Source organism: Streptomyces sp. TE5632, assembly GCF_054061295.1.
Map to the genome: position 1 here is coordinate 4,231,805 of NZ_JBSSEA010000003.1, position 12,564 is coordinate 4,244,368.

Genomic DNA, 12,564 nt, shown 5'->3' on the forward strand with positions numbered 1-12,564 from the left:
GCCGTCGTCCACGCATCCCGATTCGCGGCGAGGTGAGCCTCATGTCCGCAACACCCGAGTCACCCCGGACACCCCGGACACCCCAGGCACCCCGGTCTGGGTATCGACCCACCGTCACCGAACGCGAGGCCCGCCAGGTCGCGGAGGCCGCCCGGGAACAGGACTGGCGCAAGCCCAGCTTCGCCAAGGAACTGTTCCTGGGCCGCTTCCGGCTCGACCTCATCCACCCCCACCCCCTTCCGGCCACCGAGGACGCCGAGCGCGGCGAGGAGTTCCTCGCCAAACTCCGCGACTTCTGCGAGACGAAGATCGACGGCGCCCGGATCGAACGCGAGGCGCGGATCCCCGACGAGGTGGTCACCGGGCTCAAGGAGCTCGGCGCCTTCGGCATGAAGATCGACACCAAGTACGGCGGCCTCGGCCTGACGCAGGTCTACTACAACAAGGCCCTCGCCCTGGTCGGCTCCGCCAGCCCCGCGATCGGCGCGCTGCTCTCCGCCCACCAGTCGATCGGCGTCCCCCAGCCGCTGAAGATCTTCGGCACCCAGGAGCAGAAGGACACGTTCCTGCCGCGCTGCGCCCGCACCGACATCTCGGCCTTCCTGCTCACCGAGCCCGACGTCGGCTCGGACCCGGCACGGCTCGCCACCACCGCCGTCCCGGACGGCGAGGGCGGCTACGTCCTCGACGGCGTGAAGCTGTGGACGACCAACGGCGTGGTCGCCGACCTCCTCGTCGTCATGGCCCGCGTGCCCAAGGGCGAGGGCCACCGGGGCGGCATCACCGCGTTCGTGGTGGAGGCGGCCTCCGAGGGCATCACGGTCGAGAACCGCAACGCCTTCATGGGCCTGCGCGGCCTGGAGAACGGCGTCACCCGCTTCCACCGGGTCCGCGTCCCGGCCGGCCACCGCATCGGTGAGGAGGGCCAGGGCCTGAAGATCGCGCTCACCACGCTCAACACCGGACGGCTGTCCCTGCCCGCGATGTGCGTCGGCGCCGGAAAATGGTGCCTGAAGATCGCCCGCGAGTGGTCGGCGGCCCGGGAGCAGTGGGGCAAGCCGGTGGCGCTGCACGAGGCGGTCGGCTCGAAGATCGCGTTCATCGCGGCGACCACCTTCGCCCTGGAGGCCGTGGTCGACCTGTCCTCCCAGATGGCCGACGAGAACCGCAACGACATCCGCATCGAGGCGGCGCTCGCCAAGCTGTACGGCTCGGAGATGGCCTGTCTGATGGCCGACGAGCTGGTCCAGATCCGCGGCGGACGCGGCTACGAGACCGCCGACTCCCTCCGGGCGCGCGGCGAGCGGGCGGTGCCCGCCGAGCAGATGCTGCGCGACCTGCGCATCAACCGCATCTTCGAGGGCTCCACCGAGATCATGCACCTGCTGATCGCGCGGGAGGCCGTCGACGCCCATCTGTCGGTCGCCGGCGATCTCATCGACCCCGAGAAATCCCTGGGCGACAAGGCGAAGGCGGGCGCGAACGCGGGCGTCTTCTACGCGAAGTGGCTGCCCAGACTGGTCGCGGGTCCAGGACAGCTCCCCGGAACCTACGGAGAGTTCAAGCACGGGGTCGACCTCTCCCCGCACCTGCGGTACGTCGAGCGCGCGGCCCGCAGACTCGCCCGGTCCACCTTCTACGCCATGTCCCGCTGGCAGGGCCGGATGGAGACCAAACAGGGCTTCCTGGGCCGGATCGTCGACATCGGCGCCGAACTGTTCGCGATGAGCGCCGCCTGCGTCCGCGCCGAACTGCTGCGCCGCCGCGGCGACCACGGCCGTGAGGCCTACCAGCTCGCCGACGCCTTCTGCCGCCAGTCCCGCGTCCGCGTCGACGAACTCTTCGACCGGCTGTGGACCAACACCGACGACATCGACCGCAAGGTCGTCAAGGGTGTGCTCTCCGGAACCTACGAGTGGCTGGAGCAGGGTGTCCTCGACCCTTCGGGTGACGGCCCCTGGATCGCGGACACCACGCCCGGCCCCAGCGCACGGAGCAACGCGCACCGGCCGATCCGCTGAGGCGGGCCGGGGCGGGGGCGTCGGACAGGACGCACGAGCTGCCGGGGCGGGGCCCCGGCAGCACCCGCGACCGGACACAATGGGGTCCATGACCGACGCTCCAGCTCCGCTCGCCGACCCGCACCTGGTGTACGACCCCGTGGCGGGGGACGGCCCCAAGGACGTGGTGATCCTCGGCTCCACCGGGTCGATCGGCACCCAGGCCATCGACCTCGTGCTGCGCAACCCCGACCGCTTCCGGGTCACCGGACTGTCCGCCAACGGCGGCCGCGTCTCCCTCCTCGCCGAGCAGGCCCACCGGCTGCGGGTGCGCACGGTCGCCGTCGCGCGCGAGGACGTCGTGGGCGCGCTGCGCGAGGCGCTGTCGGCGCGGTACGGACCGGGGGAGCCGCTGCCCGAGATCCTCGCCGGAGCGGACGCGGCCACGCAGCTCGCCGCCTCCGACTGCCACACCGTCCTCAACGGCATCACCGGCTCCATCGGACTGGCCCCCACGCTCGCCGCCCTCGAGGCCGGCCGCACCCTCGCGCTCGCCAACAAGGAGTCGCTGATCGTCGGCGGCCCGCTGGTCAAGGGGCTGGCCGGGCCGGGGCAGATCATCCCGGTCGACTCCGAGCACGCCGCGCTGTTCCAGGCGCTGGCCGCCGGAACCCGCGCGGACGTGCGCAAGCTCGTCGTCACCGCCTCCGGCGGCCCCTTCCGCGGCCGCACCAGGGACGAACTGGCGAACGTCACCGTCGAGGACGCCCTCGCCCACCCCACCTGGGCCATGGGCCCGGTGATCACGATCAACTCCGCCACCCTCGTCAACAAGGGCCTCGAAGTCATCGAGGCGCATCTGCTGTACGACATTCCCTTCGATCACATTGAGGTCGTCGTGCACCCGCAGTCGTATGTCCACTCGATGGTTGAGTTCACGGACGGATCGACACTGGCCCAGGCGACGCCCCCCGACATGCGCGGGCCCATCGCCATCGGCCTCGGCTGGCCCGAAAGGGTCCCCGACGCCGCCCCGGTCTTCGACTGGAGCAAGGCGTCCACCTGGGAGTTCTTCCCCCTCGACAACGAGGCGTTCCCCTCGGTGAACCTGGCCCGGCACGTGGGCGGGCTCGCGGGCACCGCTCCGGCGGTGTTCAATGCGGCGAACGAGGAGTGCGTGGAGGCGTTCCGCGCCGGCGCGCTGCCGTTCAACGGGATCATCGACACCGTCACCCGGGTGGTCGAGGAGCACGGCACCCCGCGAACGGGAACCTCTTTGACTGTGCCCGACGTCCTCGAAGCGGAGACCTGGGCGCGAGCGAGGACCCGGGAACTGACTTCCCTTACGGCGAGCGCGGAGGCGCGTGCATGACGACCTTGATGTTCATCCTCGGCATAGTCGTCTTCGCGGTCGGCCTGCTGCTCTCGATCGCCTGGCACGAGCTGGGACACCTGTCCACCGCCAAGCTCTTCGGCATCCGGGTCCCCCAGTACATGGTCGGCTTCGGTCCGACCCTCTGGTCCCGGCACAAGGGCGAGACCGAGTACGGCGTCAAGGCGATCCCGTTCGGCGGCTACATCCGCATGATCGGCATGTTCCCGCCCGGCGCCGACGGACGGCTGGAGGCCCGCTCCACCTCGCCGTGGCGCGGCATGATCGAGGACGCCCGCTCCGCCGCCTTCGAGGAACTGCAGCCCGGCGACGAGAAACGCCTGTTCTACACACGTAAACCGTGGAAACGGGTCATCGTGATGTTCGCGGGCCCGTTCATGAACCTGATCCTCGCGGCGGTGCTGTTCCTCACCGTGCTGATGGGCTTCGGCATCCAGCAGCAGACCACCACCGTCAGCTCGGTCTCCCCGTGCGTCATCTCGCAGAGCGAGAACCGCGACGAGTGCGTGAAGTCCGACCCCCGGTCCCCGGCCGCGGCGGCCGGCATGGAGGCGGGCGACAGGATCGTCGCGTTCGACGGTGTCAGGACCGACGACTGGGGCACGCTCTCCGACCTCATCCGCGACAGCGCCGGCCAGGCCGTGCCGATCGTCGTCGACCGCGACGGCCAGGAGGTCACCCTCCAGGCGAAGATCGCCACGAACCAGGTCGCGAAGAAGGACTCCAACGGGGCCTACGTCGAGGGTGAGTACGTCAAGGCCGGCTTCCTCGGCTTCAGCGCGGCCACCGGCGTCGTCAAACAGGACTTCGGGGACTCCGTGGTCTGGATGACCGACCGGGTCGGCGACGCCGTCGACTCCCTCGCCGCCCTGCCGTCCAAGGTCCCCGCCCTGTGGGACGCGGCCTTCGGCGACGGTCCGCGCGAGCCGGACTCCCCGATGGGCGTCGTCGGAGCGGCCCGGGTCGGTGGCGAGATCGCCACCCTCGAGATCCCCGCCTCACAGCAGATGGCCATGTTCGTGATGCTCCTCGGAGGCTTCAACCTCTCCCTGTTCCTGTTCAACATGCTCCCGCTGCTCCCGCTCGACGGCGGGCACATCGCGGGTGCCCTGTGGGAGTCGCTGCGCCGCAACCTCGCCAGGGTGCTGCGCCGCCCCGACCCGGGCCCGTTCGACGTGGCGAAACTGATGCCGGTGGCCTACGTGGTGGCCGGGATCTTCGTCTGCTTCACGCTCCTCGTCCTCGTCGCGGACGTGGTGAACCCGGTACGGATCTCCTAGACGGACCGGACGGACCGGTACGGACCCCGCCCCGCCACCGGGTGCGAATCCGCCGGACATCTGCCGTTCACGATGGCCTGGAACCCTTTTGTTCCGGGCCATCGCCCTTTGGGTGGGTTTGCGGACGGGATGTGCTAGGGCCAACGCCCGTGCCGTAATCTCGGATCGCGGAGCCCGCTGCTCACCGGGAGCCGGACCTTGATCCACGACTTGGGGTTGCACAGCAGATGACTGCGATTTCTCTCGGCATGCCGTCCGTTCCGATCACCCTGGCCCCGCGCCGCACGAGCCGGAAGATCCAGGTCGGATCGGTGGCGGTGGGCGGCAACGCGCCGGTGTCGGTGCAGTCGATGACCACCACCCGCACCGCGGACATCGGCGCGACGCTGCAGCAGATCGCCGAGCTGACCGCCTCGGGCTGCCAGATCGTGCGGGTGGCCTGCCCCACCCAGGACGACGCGGACGCGCTGGCCACCATCGCCCGCAAGTCGCAGATCCCGGTGATCGCCGACATCCACTTCCAGCCCAAGTACGTGTTCGCCGCGATCGAGGCCGGCTGCGCGGCGGTGCGGGTCAACCCGGGCAACATCAAGCAGTTCGACGACAAGGTCAAGGAGATCGCGCAGGCGGCGAACGAGCACCGCACGCCGATCCGGATCGGGGTCAACGCCGGGTCGCTGGACCGGCGGCTGCTGCAGAAGTACGGCAAGGCCACCCCGGAGGCGCTGGTGGAGTCCGCGCTGTGGGAGGCGTCGCTGTTCGAGGAGCACGGCTTCCGGGACATCAAGATCTCCGTCAAGCACAACGACCCGGTGGTGATGGTGGAGGCCTACCGGCAACTGGCGGCGCGGTGCGACTATCCGCTGCACCTGGGGGTGACCGAGGCGGGTCCGGCGTTCCAGGGCACCATCAAGTCGGCGGTGGCCTTCGGCGCGCTGCTCAGTGAGGGGATCGGCGACACCATCCGGGTGTCGCTGTCGGCGCCGCCGGCCGAGGAGGTCAAGGTGGGGCTGCAGATCCTGGAGTCGCTGAATCTGCGGCAGCGGGGTCTGGAGATCGTCTCGTGTCCGTCCTGCGGGCGGGCGCAGGTGGATGTGTACAAGCTGGCCGACGAGGTGACCGCCGGGCTGGAGGGGATGGAGGTGCCGCTGCGGGTGGCGGTGATGGGCTGTGTGGTCAACGGTCCGGGCGAGGCCCGTGAGGCCGACCTCGGGGTGGCCTCGGGCAACGGCAAGGGGCAGATCTTCGTGAAGGGCGAGGTGATCAAGACCGTCCCGGAGTCGAAGATCGTGGAGACCCTGATCGAGGAGGCCATGAAGATCGCCGAGCGCATGGAGGCCGAAGGCATCGCCTCCGGCGAACCCCAGATCTCGGTCGCCGGCTGAACCGGTCGACCCGGCCGGTCAGACCGTTGGTCAGGCCGTTCCTGCCCGGGGGCGTCCCGGGCAGGAAACGTTTCCCCACCGCGGGGCGGCAGCACACAAATTCGGCAGGTACAGTGCGGAAACCAGCAGACCCAAATGTGTGAGGCCCCCCGCGCGTGTTGACGCAGACCACTTCCCGGGTCCTCGAACCGAGTGACCTGGACGCCGCGCTCGCCGTCCTCGACCGCGAGCCGGTGGCGAACGCCTTCGTGACATCCCGGGTGCAGGTCGCGGGCCTGGACCCGTGGCGGCTCGGCGGTGAGATGTGGGGCTGGTACGAGGGCGGCATGCTCACGTCCCTCTGCTACGCCGGCGCCAACCTGGTCCCCATCTGCGCCACCCCCCGGGCCGTCCGCGCCTTCGCCGACCGCGCCCGCCGGGCCGGCCGCCGCTGCTCCTCGGTCGTCGGCCCCGCGGCACCCACCGCCGAGCTGTGGCGGCTGCTCGAACCCCAGTGGGGCCCCGCCAGGGAGGTCCGCGCCCACCAGCCCCTCATGGTCACCGACCAGCTGTCCGACACCATCGCCCCGGACCCCTACGTCCGCCGCGTCCGCAAGGACGAGATGGAAAAGATCATGCCGGCCTGCGTGGCGATGTTCACCGAGGAAGTCGGGATCTCCCCCCTGGCGGGCGACGGAGGCCTGCTCTACCAGGCCAGGGTCGCCGAACTCGTCGGCGCCGGACGCGCCTTCGCCCGCTTCGACGCCGACGGAAAGGTCGTCTTCAAGGCCGAGATCGGCGCCGCCACCGACCGGACCTGTCAGATCCAGGGCGTATGGGTGGCCCCCGAGCACCGGGGCAGGGGCATGGCCGCCCCCGGCATGGCGGCCGTGCTCCGCTACGCCCTCGCCGACATCGCCCCCGTGGCCAGCCTCTACGTCAACGACTTCAACACCCCCGCGCGCCGGACCTACCGGAAGGTGGGTTTCCAGGAGGTCGGCGCGTTCATGAGCGTCCTGTTCTGAACCGGGGCCGCCCAGGGCCACGCACCCTGTGCCCCGGCCCCGAAGCGCGGTCCGCCGCGCAGTCCCGGCCCGTGCCGACGCCCTGTAGTCTCCCCGGCATGCTGCGCTTTCCCGGTCACGGGCACCCCCGTCCCGACGACATCGTGATCGGCCCCCTCGACCTCGCCGCCCACGTCGACGAGGCACTGGCGGTCCAGGCGGCGGCGTTCGGTCTCGGCCCCGACGAGGTGGCCGTACGCCGGCAGATCGTGCTGCGCCACATGACCCTGCACGGAGCCAGAGCCCTGGGCGCCACCCTCGCCGGCCGTCTCGTCGGCTTCGTCTACGGCATGCCCAACGACCGTGCCCACTGGTGGTCCACCGTCGTCGAGCCCTACCTGCGCGCCCAGAACCGGGACCACTGGCTCGACGACTCCTTCGTCATCACCGAACTGCACGTCCACCCGCGCCACCAGAAGCACGGCACCGGCCGCGCCCTGATCACCACGATCACCGACGGGGCCGACGAACCCCGCTCGATCCTCTCCGCCATCGACATCGAGAGCCCCGCCCGCGGCCTGTACCGCTCCCTGGGGTACGAGGACCTCGCCCGCCGGGTCCATTTCCCCAGCGCCCCCAAGCCGTACGCCGTGATGGGAGCACCTTTGCCGCTCCGGCGCCCGTAGGGCCTGTCCGGCGGATCCTGCCGCAGACGCGGGGGCCGGCACGCACATCTGCCGCGTTGCCGTCACGCTCCCCCACGCTCGGCTGCGCTCGCGCGGGAGGGACCCCCATCGTCCCCGCTCACCGGCGCTGATGAGGGCGCCGTCGATTTCCTGCGACCTGATCCGCCGGACAGGCCCTAACCGATTTCCACCGCCCCGTCCCACCCGGCTAACCTCCTGTCATCACCTAGACGCAGCAGGAGTACGAGAACCATGGCGAACGCACCGGTCCAGCGCATGTCCCAGTTGATGGCGAAGACGCTGCGCGACGACCCGGCGGACGCCGAGGTCCTCAGCCACAAGCTCCTCGTCCGGGCCGGCTATGTGCGCCGCACCGCCGCCGGCATCTGGAGCTGGCTGCCGCTCGGCAAGAAGGTCCTCGCCAACGTCGAACGCGTCGTCCGCGAGGAGATGGACGCGATCGGCGCCCAGGAGGTGCTGCTCCCCGCCGTCCTGCCGCGTGAGCCCTACGAGGCGACCGGCCGCTGGGAGGAGTACGGCCCCGAGCTGTTCCGCCTCCAGGACCGCAAGGGCGGCGACTACCTCCTCGGCCCCACCCACGAGGAGATCTTCACCCTCCTGGTGAAGGACCAGGCGTCCTCCTACAAGGACCTGCCGGTGATCCTGTACCAGATCCAGAACAAGTACCGCGACGAGGCGCGCCCCCGCGCGGGCATCCTGCGCGGCCGCGAGTTCCTGATGAAGGACTCCTACTCCTTCGACCTCGACGACGAGGGGCTGTCCCGGTCGTACGCCCTGCACCGCCAGGCGTACCAGCGGATCTTCGAGCGCCTCGGTCTCGACTACCGCATCTGCGCCGCCACCGCCGGTGCGATGGGCGGCTCCAAGTCCGAGGAGTTCCTCGCCCCCGCCGCGGCGGGCGAGGACGTCTTCGCGGACTGCCCGAACTGCGACTTCGCCGCCAACACCGAGGCGATCTCCTACGAGGTGCAGTTTGTCGACGGCTCCGCCGTCCCGGCCGCCGAGGACATCCCGACGCCCGACACCCCCACCATCGAGACCCTCGCTGCCTCGCTCGGCGTCCCGGCCTCGGCCACGCTGAAGAACCTGCTGGTCAAGGTCGGCGGTGAGATCGTCGCCGTGGGCGTTCCCGGGGACCGCGAGGTCGACATGGGCAAGCTCGAGGCGCACTTCGCCCCGGCCGCCGTCGAACTCGTCACCGCCGAGGACTTCGTCGGCCGCCCCGACCTGGTCCGCGGCTACGTCGGCCCGCAGGGCCTGGAGAAGGTCCGCTACATCGCCGACCCGCGGGTGGCACCGGGCACCGCCTGGATCACCGGTGCCAACAAGGCCGACACCCACGCCAAGAACGTGGTGGCCGGGCGCGACTTCGAGGTCGACGCGTACGTGGACGTCGTGGTGGTCAACGAGGGCGACCCCTGCCCGAAGTGCGGCACCGGCCTGAGGCTCGACCGCGCCATCGAGATCGGCCACATCTTCCAGCTGGGCCGCAAGTACGCCGACGCCCTCAAGCTCGACGTCCTCGGGCAGAACGGCAAACCGGTCCGCGTCACCATGGGCTCCTACGGCATCGGCGTCTCCCGCGCGGTGGCGGCCCTCGCCGAGCAGACCGCCGACGACAAGGGCCTGTGCTGGTCCAAGGAGATCGCCCCGGCCGACGTCCACGTGGTCGCCGCCGGCAAGGCGTTGCAGACCGAGCTCGCCCTCGAGATCTCCCAGAAGCTCGCCGCCGCCGGGGTCCGCGTCCTGGTCGACGACCGCGCGGGTGTCTCCCCGGGAGTGAAGTTCACCGACTCCGAGCTGATCGGCGTCCCGCAGATCCTGGTCGCCGGCCGCCGCTCCGCCGAGGGCGTCGTCGAGCTGAAGGACCGCCGTACCGGCGAACGCGAGGAGCTCACCGTCGACGAGGCCGTCACCCGCCTCACGGTCTGACCCACCCGGTGGCCCCGCGCGGAACCACTACCGCGCGGGGCACCCTTTTGGGACTCGTCCCGACGGCGGGCGGGGCGGCGGGTGCGGGATCAGAGCCAGGTCGCGAACTCCAGGAGGAGTTCGGCGTCCTGGCCGCGGCCCACCCGGCGGGCGCGTACGCCGGACTCCACCGCGCGGAACAGCGTCCAGCCTCGCAGACGTTCCTGGTCGACCTCCAGGGACTCCGCGAGACGCTTCACCCGGCGGCGGGTCGTCGCCGCGCCGGAGGTCTGGGCGACGAGGTCCTCCACCCGGTCGCGGACCAGCCGGGCCAGGTCGAAGGCGCACTCCCCGATCAGCGGGTCCGGGCCCACCGCCAGCCACGGCATCCGCTCGCCGGAGAGCACCTTGCTCTGCCGGAACGTGCCGTGCAGCAGCCGGTGCTCGGGCGGTCCGGCCACCAGCTCCTCGCGGACCGCCAGCGCCGCCGAGACCAGTGGTCCCACCTCCGGGTCGCCCGCGGCGGACGCCCGCATGGCCTCGGCCTGCCGACCGGTCCGCTCCGCCACCGTCTCGAAGGGAGGGGCGGCATCGCCCGAGGGCGGCTCGACCCACAGCCGCCGCAGCGTCCCGGCGGCCTCCAACAGCGCCTTCGCCTCCGGCAACGACCGCACCGAGACATCCGGATGCAGCCGCTCCAGCAGCAGCGCGCCGTCGGCGGACGGGGAAGGCTCCAGCAGCCGGACCGCGCCCAGGCCGTTCCAGTGGGCCAGCGCGGCCCGCTCACTCTCCGGCCGGGCCCTCGCCGGAGCCAGCTTCAGCACCGCGGGGCCGCCGTCGGACGTCCGCACCAGCACCACCAGGCTGCTGCGGCCCCCGGGCACCTGCACCCGTTCCACGGTCAGCTCGCGCGCCGCGACGGCCTCGCGTGCCGCCTCGGGCAGCCTCTCCAGCCACCGGGCACCGTCGGGAGCCGTCTCACCGAGCGCCCTCACCAGGCGCTGCGGCGGTTCGAAGACCATGCGCGAGTAGTTCCCTTCGTGCTGTGAGCGATGCCTGCCGCCGCTTCCGGCCCGTGGCCCCGTCACGCCGTCGGCGTCGGAGCCCCCGAGGCCGGGTCGGCCCGCTCGGCGAGCCCGGGGAAGGCTACGCTCTCCCCGCTCCAGCGCACCGCCCGCACCGCGGCTTCCCGCAGCGCCTCGGCTGCCGCCCGGCGCCGCTCACCACGGCTCGCGCGCACCAGGTCGGAGTACACCCCGGCCACCCGGTTCTCCAGCTCCGCCGCGAGCCGTACCGCCGCGGCCGCGTCCGGCACCGGGAACGGCAGCGCGTAGCCCGCGGCGGCCGCGACCGGCTCGCCGCCCGTGTCCTTCACCTCGCGCACCAGCGCGTCCCGGCGCGCGCGGTGCGCGTCGTACGCCGCGCGCGCGTCCGTACGGCGCTCCTTCGCGATCCGCCCGCCGACGACCCCGTAGCCGTACACCGCTGCGTGCTCCGCAGCCAGGGCCGCCTGGAGCGCCCGCAGTTCCCGGTCCTTCGCCTCGCTCACCCGTCACCCCTTCGTCAGCAGATACACGTGCGCCGCCCCGGCCGCCGCCACCGAGGCCAGCAGCCGGGCCAGCTCGGCCGGCGCGTCCAGCAGTTCCTCCAGACGCCGGTCGGCGATCTCCCGCTCCGCGGCGGCGAGCCCGGCGAGGGCGTCCTTCTCCGTCGCGGGCCCGGAGGCCGTCGGCGAGGCGGGCCGCTGGGCCCCGGAGGGGGACGGCGACGCCTGCGGTCCAGCCGCCTCCTGTGACTCCGTGGACATCGCCGTGCTCCCGAAGGCCTTCGCGTGCCGTACGACCTCCTCGCGCAGCGGACGCAGCCGTGGTGCGAGCCGGGCATGCGCCGCGATCACGGCGTCGTACCGCTCGGCCAACTCCCTGCTGTCGCCCGCCGCACGCGCGCGTACCCGCTCGGCCGGCGAGGGACGACTGCCGGCGGTGGTGTCGGGCTTCTCGGACCCGGCGGAACAGCCCGTCACGAGCAGGGCCGTCGAGGCGACGGCGAACAGGCTCCTTCTGCGCGGCCCCGAGCGGGCGCGTGGAGCGTGGGGGAACGGCACGGCAGACGTCCTCGGGGGCTCGTACGAACGTGGCGACGGAATGAAGCGTGGCGACGGAAAGAACGGAAGGAGGGCCACCGGCCCGTGATCACGGTACCCGTGCATCCGCCCGACGATGGTCAGCGGCACCCTCCGTGAGCGGGTGGACGGCACCACCCCCCGCGACCGGATACCCTTTGACCAGACACGCGCACCGTCCCACAACAGCACACGCGGCCGAGGAGTCACCCGGATGAGCAGCACCCAGAGCGAGAGGCTTCGAGAACTTCTGGAACCGCTCGTCAGCTCGCAGGGCCTCGATCTCGAGGAGATCGCCGTGGACGCGGTCGGCCGCAAGCGTGTGCTGCGCGTCGTCGTCGACTCCGACACCGGCGCGGACCTGGACCGGATCGCCGATGTGAGCCGCGCGCTCTCGGCGAAGCTCGACGAGACCGACGCGATGGGCAGCGGGGAGTACACCCTCGAGGTCGGCACCCCGGGCGCGGAGCGCCCCCTCACCGAGCGCCGGCACTACGTGCGTGCCACGGGCCGCCTGGTGAGCTTCCGGCTGACCGCGGGCGACGAACTGGTCGCCAGGATCCTGCGGGTCGACGACGGAGGCCTCGACCTCGAGGTGCCCGGAGTCAAGGGCCGCAGGGCCACCGCGCGCAGACTCGCCTTCGACGACATCAGCAGGGCGCGCGTCCAGGTCGAGTTCAACCGCAAGGACGACGGCAAGACCGACACGAACGACACAGACGACGCGACCGGCACGACCGGCGCGAACGACAAGCACGACGAGACGGAAGAGGAGGCGTAACC

General features: G+C 71.6%; 11 protein-coding genes. 8 read left to right on the forward strand and 3 right to left on the reverse strand.

The genetic code is table 11. The features are described from left to right. Nucleotides 1–41: 41 nt before the first annotated feature. The 7 genes from ACVW19_RS24635 (at nt 42) to ACVW19_RS24665 (ending at nt 9,680) form a co-directional block, all read left to right on the forward strand. Nucleotides 42–2,021 (forward strand): acyl-CoA dehydrogenase family protein, encoded by a 1,980-nt coding sequence (locus ACVW19_RS24635; RefSeq protein WP_457461823.1) that lies wholly within the window; start codon nt 42–44, stop codon nt 2,019–2,021. 88 nt (nt 2,022–2,109) lie between these two features. Then, the gene (dxr, locus tag ACVW19_RS24640; RefSeq protein WP_457461824.1) at nt 2,110–3,372 is read left to right on the forward strand and encodes a 1-deoxy-D-xylulose-5-phosphate reductoisomerase; all 1,263 of its coding nucleotides are present in this window, start codon (nt 2,110–2,112) and stop codon (nt 3,370–3,372) included. Nucleotides 3,373–3,380: 8 nt separating this feature from the next. Then, on the forward strand, nt 3,381–4,673 hold the full coding sequence (locus ACVW19_RS24645) for a M50 family metallopeptidase (protein ID WP_457464770.1): 1,293 nt from the start codon (nt 3,381–3,383) through the stop codon (nt 4,671–4,673). Nucleotides 4,674–4,900: 227 nt separating this feature from the next. Beyond that, the gene (gene ispG / locus ACVW19_RS24650; RefSeq protein WP_457461826.1) at nt 4,901–6,058 is read left to right on the forward strand and encodes a flavodoxin-dependent (E)-4-hydroxy-3-methylbut-2-enyl-diphosphate synthase; all 1,158 of its coding nucleotides are present in this window, start codon (nt 4,901–4,903) and stop codon (nt 6,056–6,058) included. Nucleotides 6,059–6,213: 155 nt separating this feature from the next. Next, complete coding sequence (locus ACVW19_RS24655; protein ID WP_457461827.1) at nt 6,214–7,062, forward strand: GNAT family N-acetyltransferase; 849 nt, start codon at nt 6,214–6,216, stop codon at nt 7,060–7,062. Between the two features lie 98 nt (nt 7,063–7,160). After that, nucleotides 7,161–7,727: an N-acetyltransferase family protein gene (locus ACVW19_RS24660; protein ID WP_457461828.1), complete on the forward strand. Its 567-nt coding sequence runs from the start codon at nt 7,161–7,163 to the stop codon at nt 7,725–7,727. 252 nt (nt 7,728–7,979) lie between these two features. Beyond that, nucleotides 7,980–9,680, forward strand: a complete 1,701-nt coding sequence (locus ACVW19_RS24665) for a proline--tRNA ligase (protein WP_457461830.1) — start codon at nt 7,980–7,982, stop codon at nt 9,678–9,680. Between the two features lie 89 nt (nt 9,681–9,769). On the opposite strand, the gene ACVW19_RS24670 is transcribed toward ACVW19_RS24665, so the two are convergent. From ACVW19_RS24670 to ACVW19_RS24680, 3 genes are all read right to left on the reverse strand, one after another. Then, nucleotides 9,770–10,681 (reverse strand): aminoglycoside phosphotransferase family protein, encoded by a 912-nt coding sequence (locus tag ACVW19_RS24670; RefSeq protein ID WP_457461832.1) that lies wholly within the window; start codon nt 10,679–10,681, stop codon nt 9,770–9,772. Between the two features lie 62 nt (nt 10,682–10,743). Continuing rightward, nucleotides 10,744–11,208 (reverse strand): ferritin-like domain-containing protein, encoded by a 465-nt coding sequence (locus tag ACVW19_RS24675; RefSeq protein ID WP_457461834.1) that lies wholly within the window; start codon nt 11,206–11,208, stop codon nt 10,744–10,746. A 3-nt stretch (nt 11,209–11,211) separates the two neighbouring features. Further along, complete coding sequence (locus tag ACVW19_RS24680) at nt 11,212–11,763, reverse strand: hypothetical protein (RefSeq protein WP_457461836.1); 552 nt, start codon at nt 11,761–11,763, stop codon at nt 11,212–11,214. A 232-nt stretch (nt 11,764–11,995) separates the two neighbouring features. Here ACVW19_RS24680 and rimP point away from each other — a divergent pair, with 232 nt between their 5' ends. Next, entirely contained in the window at nt 11,996–12,562 is a 567-nt protein-coding gene (gene rimP / locus ACVW19_RS24685) for a ribosome maturation factor RimP (protein WP_457461837.1), read from the forward strand. The last annotated feature ends 2 nt before the right edge of the window (nt 12,563–12,564 follow it).

Coding starts and splice junctions, on each gene's coding strand:
- rimP (WP_457461837.1), top strand. CDS start 11,996: ATGAGCAGCACCCAGAGCGAGAGGCTTCGAGAACTTCTGGAACCGCTC.
- ACVW19_RS24635 (WP_457461823.1), top strand. CDS start 42: ATGTCCGCAACACCCGAGTCACCCCGGACACCCCGGACACCCCAGGCA.
- ACVW19_RS24645 (WP_457464770.1), top strand. CDS start 3,381: ATGTTCATCCTCGGCATAGTCGTCTTCGCGGTCGGCCTGCTGCTCTCG.
- ACVW19_RS24670 (WP_457461832.1), bottom strand. CDS start 10,681: ATGGTCTTCGAACCGCCGCAGCGCCTGGTGAGGGCGCTCGGTGAGACG.
- ispG (WP_457461826.1), top strand. CDS start 4,901: ATGACTGCGATTTCTCTCGGCATGCCGTCCGTTCCGATCACCCTGGCC.
- ACVW19_RS24660 (WP_457461828.1), top strand. CDS start 7,161: ATGCTGCGCTTTCCCGGTCACGGGCACCCCCGTCCCGACGACATCGTG.
- dxr (WP_457461824.1), top strand. CDS start 2,110: ATGACCGACGCTCCAGCTCCGCTCGCCGACCCGCACCTGGTGTACGAC.
- ACVW19_RS24665 (WP_457461830.1), top strand. CDS start 7,980: ATGGCGAACGCACCGGTCCAGCGCATGTCCCAGTTGATGGCGAAGACG.